Genomic DNA, 14,507 nt, shown 5'->3' with positions numbered 1-14,507 from the left:
GGTCCACCGACGTTCGCGGCGCGTGCGCACCGCGACGGTCGGTGGCGCCGTGGGCGCGACGACGGAGACTCCGGCCGTCGCGCCCACGGGCGATCGTCGAACGGGACGAGAGCGGCAGTGTCATCGCGCGCGTGCCGATGCGGCTGTCGAGCCGCTGGGCTCCGCGCTGCGGGCGACGCACCCCCATGCGTCGCAGACCGTGCATTTCCGAACCAGACTGCACCTGTGCCATCCCTCGTCGTATTCGACTGAAGGGTCCCCCCTGGGCTCCCCCAAGACAACGCCCTGCGCGGTACTGCTGCCTCCCCAGGCTCCGCTTTCGGGTATTGCTCATGTGCAACCTATGACAGCGGAGCCCGCGCGGTCAAGCATCACATGCGCACAGATGCGAAAAGCCCCCCGGAACCAGGTTCCGGGGGGCTTTCCGAGCAGTCAGCGAGTGACTTACTTGAGGATCTTCGTGACCGTGCCGGCGCCGACGGTGCGGCCACCCTCACGGATCGCGTAGCCGAGGCCCTCTTCCATGGCGATGGGCTGGATCAGCTCGACCGTCATGTCGGTGGTGTCGCCGGGCATGACCATCTCGGTGCCCTCGGGCAGCGTGATGACGCCGGTGACGTCGGTGGTGCGGAAGTAGAACTGCGGGCGGTAGTTCGTGAAGAACGGGTTGTGACGGCCGCCCTCCTCCTTGGACAGGATGTACGCCGTGCCCTCGAAGTTGGTGTGCGGGGTCACGGAGCCGGGCTTGACGACGACCTGGCCGCGCTCGACGTCGTCACGCTTGGTGCCACGAAGGAGCAGACCACAGTTCTCGCCGGCCCACGCCTCGTCGAGCTGCTTGTGGAACATCTCGATACCGGTGACGGTCGTCTTCTGCGTCGGGCGCAGACCCACGATCTCGACCTCGGAGTTGATGGCCAGCGTGCCACGCTCGGCGCGGCCCGTGACGACGGTGCCACGACCGGTGATCGTGAAGACGTCCTCGATGGGCATGAGGAAGGGCTTGTCCTTGTCACGCACCGGGTCGGGGATCGACTCGTCGACGGCGTCCATGAGCTCGACGATCTTCTCGACCCACTCGGCGTCGCCCTCGAGAGCCTTCAGGCCCGAGACGCGCACGACGGGGGCGTTGTCACCGTCGAAGTCCTGCGACGAGAGCAGCTCGCGCACCTCGAGCTCGACGAGCTCCAGGATCTCCTCGTCGTCGACCATGTCGCTCTTGTTGAGCGCCACCAGCAGGTAGGGCACGCCGACCTGCTTGGCCAGCAGCACGTGCTCGCGCGTCTGGGCCATCGGGCCGTCGGTGGCGGCGACCACGAGGATCGCGCCGTCCATCTGAGCGGCACCGGTGATCATGTTCTTGATGTAGTCGGCGTGACCGGGGGCGTCCACGTGCGCGTAGTGACGCTTGGGGGTCTCGTACTCGACGTGCGAGATGTTGATCGTGATGCCGCGCTGGCGCTCCTCGGGAGCGGAGTCGATCGACGCGAAGTCGCGCTGCACGTTGGTGGCCGACGGGTACTTGTCGGCGAGCACCTTCGAGATCGCTGCGGTGAGCGTGGTCTTGCCGTGGTCGACGTGTCCGATCGTTCCGATGTTCACGTGCGGCTTGGTGCGCTCGAACTTGGCCTTGGCCACTGGGTCCTCCTCAGGACGTTCGTGTAGAAGCTCCGGGCACTGGTTTGCGACCGGCTCTCTACGGGGATGTTTCTAGTTTAGGTGTATGAAGTTGTGTTTTTCTCGGGATGCCGGCAGCACCGGCATCCCGAGAGAAAGGCTTACTCGCCCTTGTTCTTCTGGACGATCTCGTCTGCGACGTTGCGGGGAACCTCGGAGTACGAGTCGAACTCCATCGAGTAGACCGCACGGCCCGAGGTCTTCGAGCGCAGGTCGCCGATGTAGCCGAACATCTCGGACAGCGGCACGAGGGCACGCACGACCTTGACGCCGGCGGCGTCCTCCATCGACTGGATCTGGCCACGACGCGAGTTCAGGTCGCCGATGACGTCGCCCATGTACTCCTCGGGCGTACGCACCTCGACGGCCATGAGCGGCTCGAGGAGCACCGGGTTCGCCTTGCGGACGGCCTCCTTGAAGCCCATCGAGCCGGCGATCTTGAACGCCATCTCCGAGGAGTCGACGTCGTGCGATGCACCGTCGAGCAGGATCGCCTTGACGCCCACCATGGGGTAGCCCGCGAGCACGCCCACGGTCATGGCGTCCTGGAAGCCCTGGTTGGTCGGCTCGATGTACTCGCGCGGGATGCGGCCACCGGTGACCTTGTTCTCGAACTCGTACGACTTGTCGGCCGTGACCTCGAGGGGCTCGAGCGCGAACTGGATCTTCGCGAACTGACCGGAGCCACCGGTCTGCTTCTTGTGCGTGTAGTCGTGACGCTCGACGGACTTCTTGATCGTCTCGCGGTAGGCCACCTGGGGCTTGCCGACGTTCGCCTCGACGCGGAACTCGCGCTTCATGCGGTCGACGAGGATGTCCAGGTGCAGCTCGCCCATGCCCTTGATGACCGTCTGGCCGGTCTCGGGGTTGAGCTCGGTGCGGAAGGTAGGGTCCTCTTCGGCGAGCTTCTGGATCGCAAGACCCAGCTTCTCCTGGTCGGCCTTCGTCTTCGGCTCGATGGCGACCTCGATGACGGGCTCGGGGAACGTCATCGACTCGAGGACGACGGGCGCGGCCGGGTCGGCCAGGGTGTCACCGGTGGTGGTGTCCTTCAGGCCGATGACGGCGTAGATGTTGCCCGCGGTGACCGAGTCGACCGGGTTCTCCTTGTTGGCGTGCATCTGGAAGATCTTTCCGATGCGCTCCTTCTTGCCCTTGGTCGAGTTGATGACCTGCGCGCCCGAGTCGAGGTGACCCGAGTAGACGCGGATGTAGGTCAGGCGACCGAAGAACGGGTGCACGGCGACCTTGAACGCGAGGGCCGCGAACGGGTCGTTGGCGTCGGGGTGGCGCTCGATGACGATCTCTTCGTCCTTGGGGTCGTGGGCCTCGATGGCCGGCACGTCCAGGGGCGAGGGGAGGTAGTCGACGACGGCGTCCAGCATCGGCTGCACACCGCGGTTCTTGAACGCCGAGCCGCAGAGCACGGGGTAGATCTCGCCGCCGACGGTGAGCTTGCGGATCGCGCCCTTGATCTCGGCGACCGTGAGCTCCTCGCCGCCGAAGTACTTCTCGAGCAGCGCCTCGTCGGTCTCGGCGACCGTCTCGAGGAGCTTCTCGCGGTACTCCGCCGCGCGGTCGGCCAGGTCTGCCGGGATCTCCTGGATCTCGTACTTGGCGCCCATGGTCACGTCGCCCTTGGCGTCGCCGGGCCACACGAGCGCGCGCATCTCGACGAGGTCGATGACCCCGACGAAGTCGCTCTCGGCGCCGATCGGCAGCTGCAGCACGAGGGGCTTGGCCTTGAGGCGGTTGACGATCGTGTCGACCGTGAAGTAGAAGTCGGCGCCCAGCTTGTCCATCTTGTTGACGAAGCAGATGCGGGGGACGTCGTACTTGTCGGCCTGACGCCACACGGTCTCGGACTGGGGCTCGACGCCCTCCTTGCCGTCGAAGACGGCGACCGCGCCGTCGAGGACGCGCAGGGAGCGCTCGACCTCGACGGTGAAGTCGACGTGGCCGGGCGTGTCGATGATGTTGATCTGGTGCTTGTCCCAGAAGCAGGTCACGGCGGCGGAGGTGATGGTGATGCCACGCTCCTGCTCCTGCTCCATCCAGTCGGTGGTCGCAGCGCCGTCGTGGGTCTCGCCGATCTTGTGGTTGACGCCCGTGTAGAACAGGATGCGCTCGGTCGTCGTCGTCTTGCCGGCATCGATGTGCGCCATGATGCCGATGTTGCGGACCTTCTTGAGGTCGGTGAGCACTTCTTGTGCCACGGGGTGTCTTCCTTACGTATGGAGAGGGATGTCGCGGGGTGCCGGCCGGGAGGTTCGCCCCCGGCCGGCGACCGGAGCGCTGATTACCAGCGGTAGTGCGCGAAGGCGCGGTTCGACTCGGCCATCTTGTGGGTGTCTTCGCGGCGCTTGACCGCGGCACCGAGGCCGTTCGAGGCGTCGAGGATCTCGTTCTGCAGACGCTCGGTCATCGTCTTCTCACGACGACCCTTCGCGTAGCTGACGAGCCAGCGCAGCGCGAGGGTGTTCGCGCGGTGCGGCTTGACCTCGACGGGCACCTGGTAGGTCGAGCCGCCGACGCGACGGCTCTTGACCTCGAGGGTGGGGCGCACGTTGTCGAGCGCCTTCTTGAGGGTGGCGACGGCATCCTGGCCGTTCTTGGACTCGACGCCCTGGAGGGCGCCGTACACGATCGACTCGGCGAGCGACTTCTTGCCGTCGACGAGGATCTTGTTGACCAGCTGGCTGACGATCGGTGCGCCGTAGACCGGGTCGTTGACGACCGGGCGCTTGGGGGCGGGTCCCTTACGAGGCATCTAACTCAACCCTTCTTCGCGCCGTAGCGGCTGCGAGCCTGCTTACGGTTCTTGACGGCCTGGGTGTCCAGGGCACCGCGGACGATCTTGTAGCGCACACCGGGAAGGTCCTTCACACGGCCGCCGCGCACCAGCACGAGCGAGTGCTCCTGCAGGTTGTGACCCTCGCCGGGGATGTAGGCGGTGACCTCGGTGCCGTTGCGGAGCTTGACACGGGCGACCTTGCGCATCGCCGAGTTCGGCTTCTTGGGCGTGGTCGTGTACACGCGGGTGCAGACACCCGCCTGCTGCGGGTTCGCCTTCAGGGCGGGCGCCTTGGTCTTGGTGACCTTGGGCGAGCGACCCTTGCGAACCAACTGCTGAATGGTTGGCACGTTCTCTCCTTGTAGTGCTGCACGGTGACAGCGTTCGTGGTTTCACCACAGATCCACCGGCGCGGCTGTGCCGTGCTTTCGTGGTGGATATGCCGTGGGGGCGGCCTGTTCGCAGGCGCGTTCCCGAAAATGCGGCGCTCGCACACCTGGGCGCATGCCGAGGCACGACTCAGGGCGCGCGAATGCGCACACCCGATCAATGATACGCGCGCGGGGCGTGCAGGGTCAAACGCGCTCAGTCGGCGGTCGCGTCGGAGCCCGGCCGCACGCGGATGCTGCGCAGCAGCGCCTCGAGATCGGGCTCGAGCGCGGCGACCGCGCCGAGGTCGGCGTCGATCTGCTCGAGCATCAGCGCTCCCCCGCCGCCGGTGCCGATCAGCCGCACGACGGCGATCGGACTCTCCCCCACCTCCAGCAGCAGAACGACCCGCAGCGCGACGTCGAACCCGGTCTCTTCGAGCACCGTGACCGTCTGCACGAGACCGCCGATGCCGACGCGCGAGATCTCGACGAGCTCCTCCGCCGCGAAGGCGTCGGTCTCGAGGGCATACAGGTGCACGAGGCGGTCGGGGGCTCCCGCCTCCGGCCGTCGCCAGAACCGCTCGATCGCCTCGGGCAGGGGCGGCGCCACCAGCGCGTGGTGCAGCGCCGTGTCTTCGAGCGCCTGCTGCACCTCGGGGGGCGCCCCGAGCCCCTGCAGCAGATCGTGCGCGATGTCGGCGGCCCAGCGCTCGGGGCTCTCGTAGTCGTTCCAGGGGAAGGACAGCGGCACCGGCATCCAGAGGCGGTGATCCAGCTCGATCGAGTATTCGATGCTCATCGCCAGCGGAAGGTCTCCATGATGAGGTCGCTCTGCTCTACGAGCAGGGCCACCAGGGTGGGATCGGCGTCGTCGAGGTGAGGGATCGACGACAGGAACACGAGCCCTCGCCGCTCGCCTTCGCCGGGAAGGGCCACGGCGTAGCCGACCTGGCGCGTGCGCACCTCGCCGGTCTCGCCTTCGCCCTGCCCGTCGGTGATCCAGCGCAGGAAGACGCCCACCGGGGTCTCGATCTGCTCGACCGGCACACGCGCCATGGTGCGCACCGACGCGGCGAAGTCGGTGCCGACCGGTGCGACGTGCTGCCTGACGGCGATCGAGGCGGGAAGCGCCTGCGCGGCCTCGGAGCCTTCGGCGAGATAGACGGCGCTCACCTTGGCCGAGCGCAGCCGGCGCCACTGCGCCTCGACGAGCGTGCGCGCCTGCACGTCGAGGTCGGGGCGGCCGAGCTCCTTCATGCGCGCCGCCAGCTGCGCCGTCAGCGCACGGCGTCCCTCGTCGTCGACGAGATAGCGGCGCCACCCCGTCGGCAGCATGAGGTGGAAGCCCGTCGGCGCGGCCTGCGCCGGCTCGCCGCTCACAGGTACCCCGGCGGGAGCTCGCCCGCGCGGGCCAGCCGGTCGTAGCGGGGCGCCGTCGTGAACGCCGCGATCGCCAGGGCGAGCACGCACACGGCCGAGATCGCCGAGGCGATCCAGTAGCCCTGCTCGCGGAAGGCGCGCCAGATGTCGTCGTCGACGACGGCCGAGAACAGCAGAGGTGTGAAGACGGATGCGGCGACCACGCCCCACGCTCCGGAGAGGCGCCGGGCGTCGAGCACGCGCACCGTCAGCAGCAGCGGGAGGTACAGCGCCGCACCGACGGCGGCGAGGGCGATCAGCATCCACGCCGGCACGACGAACAGCGGGAAGTCGAGAGCCGCGCCCCATATCGGACCACGGGATGCGACGACCTGACCGCCCGTGAGCAGCAGGGAGCCGACGAGGTAGACGACCAGCAGTCCCGCGATGACCAGGTGCACCGCGGCCGCGGCCCGCCACAGCGGCGCGCGCCAGGCGGGGCCCGCGGCGGGACGAGCGGTCACAGCGTGACGTCCTTCAGCCCGGGGATGTCGGGCAGCACGTCGATGAGACCCCCGAAGTCGGTCGCGGTCGAGCCGAGCCAGACGGTGCGGAAGATGTTCTGCGCGGCCGTGCCCGGCATCGCCTTGGTCGTGGTGGCCACGAACTCGGCGACGGCGGGATTGGCCGCCCACTTGGACTGCGTCATCGTGCGCAGGAAGTTCTCGACCTGCACGAGGTCGGACGAGCCGAGCGAGATCGAGCGCGCCGGGTTGACGAACATGCTCGGCGAGCGCAGCGCGAGGCGCGAGGTGAGCGGAGCGAACAGCGACCGCACGGGGGTGAACCACGACGTCGGGCGCAGAAGGCTCAGCCGGGGAAGGCCGGAGCGGATGGCACCGGTGACGACGCTGCGGCCGCCGCTGACGACGTTCGAGAGGATCGGCGCGCCGCGCGAGAGCAGCTTGCCGACGCCGAAGGGGATGAGCGCGACCAGGCTCCAGGCCACGTCGCTGAGCGTCGCCCTGCCGTAGGCGAACTTCAACAGCGTCAGGCCGATCGAGACGACCGTGAGGGCGAGGATCGCCAGGCCCAGCAGTCCCACCAGGGGCGCGCCGATGATGAGGGCGACGACGCTGAGCACGACCAGTACGACGCTGATCACGAACAGCGCATCGTCGACGAACTCCCAGAAGCCGTCGTTGTTGCCCGCCGTGTCCATCGCCTTCTGGATGCCGCCCACGGCGTCGTCGTAGGCCTCTTCCCATGCCTCGAACACCTGGTCGAACTCGGTCCACATCGCGTCGCGATGGGTCTTGGCCGTGCCCACGCGCGCCGTCGCATCCGAGACCGCGTCGGCGGCCGCTGCCGTCTCGGCGGGGGTGGGGTCGTCTTCCCACGGCCACTGGTGATCCAGCGACGACTTCGCCGAGACGGCGTCGTCCTTCGCGTCGAGGGCGCTCTGGTAGTCGCGCTCCGCGGCCTCGACCGAGGCGAGGTTGCGGCTCAGCCAGGTCTGGGCGGTGTCGAGGGCGTCGGCGTAGGTGCGCAGCTCTCGACCGGTGTCGACGTAGCGCGTCGCGGCCTTCTTGAGGTCTCCTGCCGTCTCGCCGGCGAGCTCGGCGAGTTTGTCGGTGCCCTTGCTCTTGCACGCGTCGGAGTCGGCGATCGCCGTGAGGTCGTCGGCGGTGGAATCCATGGTCGTGCCGAGCTTGACCCAGTCGTCTCCGCGCTGCCAGATCGAGCCTGGCGTGCCCTCCAGCCAGCGCAGCTCGTGGTTGCCCTCTGGGGAGCGCATCAGCCCACCCTCCGCGCGGTCGTGGTGCTGGTGCTGCACCCGCTGTCGAGATCGGACGCCGTGGAGGTGTCCCACTCCGTCCAGCCGTCGACGATCGATGTCAGCTGGTCGAGGATCCCCTGCAGGTTCTCGGTGAGCTTGCCGCGCTTGCCGTCCCACGACGACTCGAAGTCGCCCACTTTGCCTCGGAGCTCTCCGCGGTCGTCCGGCCGGCCGACGGCCTCCTCGAGATCGTCGTTGATCTTCCCCGCCGACTCGAACTCGGCGATGGACGCCTTCAGGCCCGCCTGCGTCGTCCGGAGCCGCTCGAGGTCGAGCATGATGTCCATGTCGTCTCCTCGCGTGACGGGGTGACGGCGGCCATGCGGCCGCCGTCACCCTCGATCGTGCGTCAGTTGCCCGCGAGCGCCTGGTCGGTGTCCTTGATCGCCTGCATCATCTTGCGCAGCGATTCACCCATGTCGGAGATGCCCTCGATGGCCTTCTCGAGTCCCGTGGTGAGTTCGTTGTAGCCCTCGCCGAACTTGCCCGACGCGTGCTGGGTCTTGAAGTCGTCGCCCAGCAGCCGGTCGACGTCGCTCTTGAGTCGCCGCAGCACATCGCCGATCTCTTCCCGACCGGAGTCGAGCTTTCCGGCCATGGCCTCCATCTCGCCATAGGACGCCTTGAAATCCGCCATCGATCATTCCTTTCGGTCTGCGTGCCGGCTGCCCACCGGCCCACTCAGGCTAACCCGAGCCCCTGCGCCGTTTCACGCCGGGATCGGATAATTCATTTCTCCCCCGGCAGGTTCGCCACCTGCACGGCCACGACGCGGCCGTTCTCGACGAACAGCCCTCGGCCAGGGGGGAACTCGTGCCGCTGCACCTTGGGGAAGGGCAGCTTGAACAGCGAGTCCCCGTCGTACGAGTCCGGCCGCAGTGCGATGCCGTGGCGGCCCGCCTTGAGCTCGCCGATGAGGCCGTAGCCGCTTCCCAGCTGCGCCACGTCGCCGTCGGCCACGAGGAAGTGGTCGCCGCGATTGACGGCCTGGAAGAGCTCTTTGAGCGGCCGCTCGGCGTCGGTGTCGCCGAAGTCGGCGATGTTCTCGACGACGATCGCGATGCGCCCGGCGGCAGGCTCGGCGGCGACGAGGTCGCGCAGCTCCTTCGCGAGGGCGCGCACGTCGTCGATCGCCGTGGCACTGCCCCGCCACGTGCGCCAGTCGCGCAGGGCCGCGCGGCGGCCGCCGATGTGGAACAGCTGCACCGTCGGGTCGAAGCGCTCCAGCGCCGTCACGACGGCGCGCACCGCCGTCGTCTTGCCGCTTGCCGGCGGGCCCGCCACGACGAAGGTGCCGATCGGCTCGAAGCCGATCGGGCCGAGCGTGTCTTCGCCGATGCCGAGCACCGGCAGGTCGTCGGCGCGGTCGGGCAGGGCGGAGGGAGCCAGCTGCACCGGCAGGGAGCCGATCTCGCCGGCGTCGACGGCTCCCGCGGCGCGCAGCTCGGCGGCGAACCGCTCGGTGGCCGCGTTCTGCTCGGCGACGTTGGTGGTCCCGCCGATGACGGCGACCTGCGTCTCGAGCCCGTCGACGATGGCCCGCCCGGGGGCGCTGCGCTCGTTGAGCACGTCTTTGGGGACGCCCAGGATCGAATACGCGCCCTCATCGGCCATCCGCAGCACGATGCGCTTGGTCACGTTGGCGCTGACCGCCGTCGGCACCGCTCCGTAGCGGTCGGCGGTGGCCACGACGTGCACGCCCAGCGGGCGCCCCTCGCCCAGCATCCGCATGAAGACGGCGTAGTACGCGGCGCGCGCCGACGTGGTCTCCCAGTCCTGCTTGAACACCCCGAACCCGTCGATGAGCACGACGATGCGCGCCTCGCTCGCATCGCCGGTGATCTCGCGGTACTCGCTGAGGCTCGACGCATTGACCGCCGAGTAGCGGCGAGCGCGGTCGTCGAGCACGCCGCGCAGGGTGCGCAGCAGCCGCTGCACGCGCTCGACGTCGTCTCCGGTCACGACCGAGCCGACGTGCGGGAGCGACTCGAGCGAACGCAGGGCACCGGTGCCGAAGTCGATCGCGTACACGGCCGTGCGGCCGAGGTCGGGCCTGGCACCCGCCGCGATCGCGACGGTGCGCAGCGCCACGCTCTTGCCCGCACCGCTCGTGCCGTAGACGAGCATGTGGCCGTCGAGGTCGGGCTCGAAGAAGACCGGGGCCTGCAGCTGACGCTCGGGGATGTCGGCGAGCCCCAGCGGAATGCGCGCATCGCCGCCGTCGAGCGGAAGAGAGCGCAGGTCGATCGTGGCGGCGAGGTCGTCGAGCCAGGGGCGTCGGGGCACGGGGATGCCGGCGTCGTCGGCGGCGCGCACGAGCGTCGCCACAAGCCGCTTCTGATCGTTCGGGCCGAGGTCCTCCTCGTGCACGTCGGCCGCCTCGTCGGCGGGGGCCTCCCATTGCACGAGCGTGCCGAAGCGCAGCTCGGCCACCCGCACCTGCGCGCGGTCGGGCTCGTCGCTGGTCCATCCGCCCGCGTAGCCCGACTGGAACGGCACGAGCCGGCCGGGCCCCGTCTTGGCGACGCCTCGACCGGGGAGCGACGGGTCGAAGCCCGCCGCGAGCGGCTCGCCGACGACGTCGGTGGAGTCGGACTCGTCGGCCATGCGCAGGGCGACCCGCAGGTTGGTGTTGGCGCGCAGGTTGTCTTTGATGACGCCGGCGGGCCGCTGGGTCGCCATGATCAGGTGGATGCCCAGCGACCGGCCGCGCTGGGCGATGTCGACGACGCCGTCGACGAACTCGGGCACTTCGCCCGCCAGCGCCGCGAACTCGTCGATGACCAGCACGAGCGCGGGCGGGGTCTCGGGGTCCTGGCGCTTCTCGAGCTCGAGCAGGTCTTTCGCCTTCTTGCGGTTGAACAGGTGCTCGCGGTGGTGCAGCTCCGCGCGCAGGCTCGTCAGGGCGCGGCGCACGAGATGCGGACTCAGGTCGGTGACCAGCCCCACGCAGTGCGGCAGGTCGACGCAGTCGGCGAACGCCGAGCCGCCCTTGTAGTCGACGAACAGGAACGTCACCCGGTCGGGGCTGTACTCCGCGGCCATGCCGAGCACCCACGCCTGCAGGAACTCGCTCTTGCCCGACCCCGTCGTGCCGCCGACGAGCGCGTGCGGGCCCTGCGTGCGCAGATCGAGCGACATCGCGTCGGGGCTGCCCTGACCGACGAACGCCTTGAGCGTGCCCGCGCGCTTGAGGCGGGGCTTGGGCCCCGGCGTGCGGTCGATGATCGAGCCCGTCTCGCGCCAGCGCTCGGCAGCGGCATCCGCGTCGTCGGCGAGATCGGTGCCGATCAGCCGCAGCAGCGACACCGAACCAGGCAGGTCGGACGAGTCGGCGTCGACCGAGCTGGAGTCGACGACGGGCGCCATGCGCGTCGCGAACAGCTCGGCGAAGGCGCGCGAGACGCCTTCCACCGCGACGCCCTCGGCGCGCTCACCCGCGCGCACCCACCCGACGACGGCGTCGTCGAGGCCGCCGGTGACATCGAGGAAGGTGCGGCAGGCGGCCGGGAGCGACTCGACCGTCGGCGCCACGAACACCGTGTAGACGCCCGCATCCGGTCCGCGCTCGATGATCTGCGTGAGCCGGGCTCGGTCGACGGGCGCGTCGCCGGTGACGAACAGCACGAGCGAGACGTCGTCGGCGGGCCCCGATCGCTCCGCGCGCCCCGCGCCCACCTGCTTGCCGAGTTCCATCGCGGTGTCTGAGGGATCGAGCGGGCCGCGGCGCGTGGAGGTCGACGACAGGCGCGCGAGGATGATCTCCTCGAGCGCGTTCACCAGGATCGTGCCCGCCGACGGGCTGTCGGCGAGAGCCACCCCACCGAGGGGCGAGCGCGCGCTCGTCGTGTGCGGAAGCCACTTCATCCACTCCAGCTCCCCCGTCCAGCCGGGGTCGATGATCGCGGCGGTGACCAGCTCGTTGGGCGCGTGCAGGCCGAACAGCTGCACGGCCAGGCCGCGCACGGCGTCGGCGGCGAGGTCCTTGGGCCCCGCGATGCCGATCGCGCCGGCCGAGGGCAGCAGCTCGACCAGCGGCACGCCCTCGATGCGCGAGAACCGCTCGCGCAGCGCGTTCACGCGGTGCGCGTAGGCGGCGATGCCGCGCTGGTCGTTGGGCTCGGCGATCGAGCTGCGGCTCGCGGCGGAGCCGACGCCGAGCCGCAGGCCCAGGAAGTTCCAGTGCTCGGGGCGCCGCGTCCACAGGAGCGGCCCGAGCGACATGGCCTGCTCGTACACCGTCGCCGTCGCGGGGGCCTCGGCCCGGCGACGCTCGCGCTCGACGACCTCGCCGGCCAGCAGGCGGTCTTCGAGCTCGTCGATCTGCGTCTCGAAGGTCTCGATCTCGAGCTGGAGCTTCTTGCCCTGCTGCGTGCGCTGCCCGATGAAGTTGCCGAGCATCATCAGCGGCGCCATCGCGACGATGAGGAGCGCCGTGGGCCGCTGCGTGATGCCGAACATGGCGAGGCCGAGCAGCACCGGGGCCATGATCATCGGCCACGGGAAGATGCGGGGGTCGGCCTCGGTGGGGATGAGCGGATGCCGGTGCTCGGTGCCCGGATAGCGCACCTCGACCCTGGGCGACCGGTTGAACAGCAGCGACCCGCCGCGCTCGAGCACACGCGAGTCGTCGCCCGTGGCCCCCGCGACCATCGCGAACGACACCTCGGTGGCGCCGATGGTGATGAGCTGCCCAGGGCGCACCCGCACCCGCGAGACGAGTCCGCCGTCGACGAGCAGGCCGTTGGCACTGTTGAGATCGACCAGTTCGATGCCGTTGTCGACCTCGACGCGCGCGTGGCGCTTCGAGACGAGGGCGTCGTCGATCAGCACGGCGGCCGGTTCGGTGCGGCCGATCACCGACGCGCCCCGTGGGAGCGCGACGCTGCGCCCCGCCTGCGGGCCGGAGTGGATGTGCATGAGGGCGGCAGGCGCCGACGCGCCGGTGGGAGAGGAAGCCGCCGCCACGACGGCCACCTCGAACCCCGAGCCGATCGTGGCCTCGGCCACGAGCGCCCCCGGCTCGAGCTGCATCGACTGGCCGGTGGGCGTGGTCACCACGAGCGTCGGCACGGTGCCGTCGGCGAACCGGGCGCCGTCGGCGAGGGCGCGCGCGACGTCTTCGACGACGACGGTGGCGTCGGCGGTCACGACGACGTCGACGACGGACTCGGCGCTGCGGCGCAGACCCAGCTTGAGCTTCACGGGCGGTCACTCCTCGGAGTCGGGGCGAACGAGCGGCCGCCGACCTGCACGGTCCACCCGGTCGGCACCCGCGTGCGGTCGCCGGCGACGGCCTCGACCTGCTCGCCCGACGGCGAGACGAGCTGCGTGCCGTTGCGGGAGCCGCGGTCGACGATCCAGAGCCCCTCGTCGTCTTCGCCGAAGGCGAGGTGGGTCTTGGAGATCAGCCGCTCGGGATCGGCGAGCGGCACGAGCATCGCCTCTGGATCGTCGGGCTCGGCGGCCGGGTCGCGCCCGATGAGTCCGAAGACGGGCACGCGCACCTCGCTGCCGTCGTCGAGCAGCAGTCGCCCCTTCGCCCGGCGACGGCGGGCGGGGGCGGCCGGGGGCACGAGCACGGTGTCGGTGGCGGGCGGCTCGATGAGAGGGGGCGCGGCTGCCGGCTCGGGCGCGGGGGCCGGTGCAGGCACGACGGCCGGCTCGGGCGCGGGTGCCGGCTCGGGCGCGGGTGCCGGAGGCGACACGGGGGCCGAGGGCGTCGGCGTGGGCGCGGCGGCCACCTCCGCTCCGGGGAGCGCGTCGATGGGCGGGGGCGAGGCCAGCGCGGCCGCGAGCGCCCACTGCGCCCCTGCGTCGGAGCCCACGACTCCCGCGCGAGAGCGCACGGCCGGCGCGCGCAGCACGGCATCGCCGTCGGCTCCCGTGGCCATCGAGGCGAGCTGCTCGTCGATGCCGTCGGAGCGCTCCACGAGCGCACGGCGCGCGCGGCGCAGCGCGGTGGCGTCGAAGGGGTCGATGCCCGCGCGGGTGTCGATCAGCCAGCATCCCGCCGTGCGGTCGAGGATGCTGCGGCCCCGACGCTGCGGATCCCACAGCCCGGAGCACAGCAGCACGGCGGGTCCGACGAGCGGCACGATGCAGCCGGCGGCCAGCACGCACGCCCGCAGCACGATGCGCCAGAACCCCGGGCGGCGGTAGGTCGCGGCATCGATCGACCGCAGCCGCAGCGAGGCCTTGCCGATCGTGACGCCCCGCAGCCCGTGCGTGATCAGCTGCACGACCGCCAGCACCACGGCCGCGGCGCCGCCGGCGATCACGAGCACGGCGGCGATGGTCGACCAGCCGTCCTGCGCCGCCATCACGGCGCCGACCACGACAGGACTCAGCAGCACCAGCATGAGGGCGGCGTCGATCGCGAAGGCGAGCGAGCGCAGCCCGGGCGAGGCGGCGACGAGCCCCAGGCTCCTGGCCTCGTCGGCCGCGGCGGTCGGCGTGGTCATCG

Annotated in this window: 12 protein-coding genes; all 12 read right to left on the bottom strand. The window is 70.2% G+C overall.

What is annotated here, in order from left to right; all coding sequences use genetic code 11:
- Positions 1–444 precede the first annotated feature (444 nt).
- Positions 445–1,638, bottom strand: a complete 1,194-nt coding sequence (gene tuf, locus OAW74_RS00690) for an elongation factor Tu (RefSeq protein ID WP_262872412.1) — start codon at positions 1,636–1,638, stop codon at positions 445–447.
- Positions 1,639–1,778: 140 nt separating this feature from the next.
- Positions 1,779–3,893: an elongation factor G gene (gene fusA, locus OAW74_RS00685; RefSeq protein WP_262872411.1), complete on the bottom strand. Its 2,115-nt coding sequence runs from the start codon at positions 3,891–3,893 to the stop codon at positions 1,779–1,781.
- Positions 3,894–3,976: 83 nt separating this feature from the next.
- Positions 3,977–4,447: a 30S ribosomal protein S7 gene (rpsG, locus tag OAW74_RS00680; protein WP_262872410.1), complete on the bottom strand. Its 471-nt coding sequence runs from the start codon at positions 4,445–4,447 to the stop codon at positions 3,977–3,979.
- Between the two features lie 5 nt (positions 4,448–4,452).
- On the bottom strand, positions 4,453–4,821 hold the full coding sequence (gene rpsL / locus OAW74_RS00675) for a 30S ribosomal protein S12 (protein ID WP_018187369.1): 369 nt from the start codon (positions 4,819–4,821) through the stop codon (positions 4,453–4,455).
- Between the two features lie 235 nt (positions 4,822–5,056).
- Positions 5,057–5,641 carry a hypothetical protein gene (locus tag OAW74_RS00670; RefSeq protein ID WP_262872409.1) on the bottom strand — a complete coding sequence of 195 codons (585 nt, stop codon included), beginning with the start codon at positions 5,639–5,641 and terminating at the stop codon, positions 5,057–5,059.
- Positions 5,638–6,222: a hypothetical protein gene (locus OAW74_RS00665; protein WP_262872408.1), complete on the bottom strand. Its 585-nt coding sequence runs from the start codon at positions 6,220–6,222 to the stop codon at positions 5,638–5,640. The genes OAW74_RS00670 and OAW74_RS00665 overlap by 4 nt, the downstream gene beginning before the upstream one ends.
- Positions 6,219–6,725 carry a hypothetical protein gene (locus tag OAW74_RS00660; RefSeq protein ID WP_262872407.1) on the bottom strand — a complete coding sequence of 169 codons (507 nt, stop codon included), beginning with the start codon at positions 6,723–6,725 and terminating at the stop codon, positions 6,219–6,221. The genes OAW74_RS00665 and OAW74_RS00660 overlap by 4 nt, the downstream gene beginning before the upstream one ends.
- Positions 6,722–7,999 carry a hypothetical protein gene (locus OAW74_RS00655; RefSeq protein ID WP_262872406.1) on the bottom strand — a complete coding sequence of 426 codons (1,278 nt, stop codon included), beginning with the start codon at positions 7,997–7,999 and terminating at the stop codon, positions 6,722–6,724. The genes OAW74_RS00660 and OAW74_RS00655 overlap by 4 nt, the downstream gene beginning before the upstream one ends.
- Positions 7,999–8,328 carry a hypothetical protein gene (locus OAW74_RS00650; protein WP_262872405.1) on the bottom strand — a complete coding sequence of 110 codons (330 nt, stop codon included), beginning with the start codon at positions 8,326–8,328 and terminating at the stop codon, positions 7,999–8,001. Before OAW74_RS00650 ends, OAW74_RS00655 begins: the two co-directional genes overlap by 1 nt.
- 62 nt (positions 8,329–8,390) lie before the next feature.
- On the bottom strand, positions 8,391–8,678 hold the full coding sequence (locus OAW74_RS00645; protein ID WP_183531571.1) for a WXG100 family type VII secretion target: 288 nt from the start codon (positions 8,676–8,678) through the stop codon (positions 8,391–8,393).
- 92 nt (positions 8,679–8,770) lie between these two features.
- Positions 8,771–13,246 (bottom strand): FtsK/SpoIIIE domain-containing protein, encoded by a 4,476-nt coding sequence (locus OAW74_RS00640; RefSeq protein WP_262872404.1) that lies wholly within the window; start codon positions 13,244–13,246, stop codon positions 8,771–8,773.
- Positions 13,243–14,505 (bottom strand): RDD family protein, encoded by a 1,263-nt coding sequence (locus tag OAW74_RS00635; RefSeq protein ID WP_262872403.1) that lies wholly within the window; start codon positions 14,503–14,505, stop codon positions 13,243–13,245. Before OAW74_RS00635 ends, OAW74_RS00640 begins: the two co-directional genes overlap by 4 nt.
- Positions 14,506–14,507: the final 2 nt, after the last annotated feature.

The organism is Microbacterium fluvii (genome assembly GCF_025515205.1).
GTDB lineage: Bacteria > Actinomycetota > Actinomycetes > Actinomycetales > Microbacteriaceae > Microbacterium > Microbacterium fluvii.
The sequence above is the reverse complement of the archived record's forward strand: the minus strand, read 5'-3'. Positions and strand labels throughout refer to the sequence as shown.

Excerpts from the sequence above, each read along its gene's own strand:
- rpsG (WP_262872410.1), bottom strand. The coding sequence starts at position 4,447 with ATGCCTCGTAAGGGACCCGCCCCCAAGCGCCCGGTCGTCAACGACCCG.
- OAW74_RS00670 (WP_262872409.1), bottom strand. The coding sequence starts at position 5,641 with ATGAGCATCGAATACTCGATCGAGCTGGATCACCGCCTCTGGATGCCG.
- OAW74_RS00655 (WP_262872406.1), bottom strand. The coding sequence starts at position 7,999 with ATGCGCTCCCCAGAGGGCAACCACGAGCTGCGCTGGCTGGAGGGCACG.
- OAW74_RS00650 (WP_262872405.1), bottom strand. The coding sequence starts at position 8,328 with ATGGACATCATGCTCGACCTCGAGCGGCTCCGGACGACGCAGGCGGGC.
- OAW74_RS00645 (WP_183531571.1), bottom strand. The coding sequence starts at position 8,678 with ATGGCGGATTTCAAGGCGTCCTATGGCGAGATGGAGGCCATGGCCGGA.
- OAW74_RS00635 (WP_262872403.1), bottom strand. The coding sequence starts at position 14,505 with ATGACCACGCCGACCGCCGCGGCCGACGAGGCCAGGAGCCTGGGGCTC.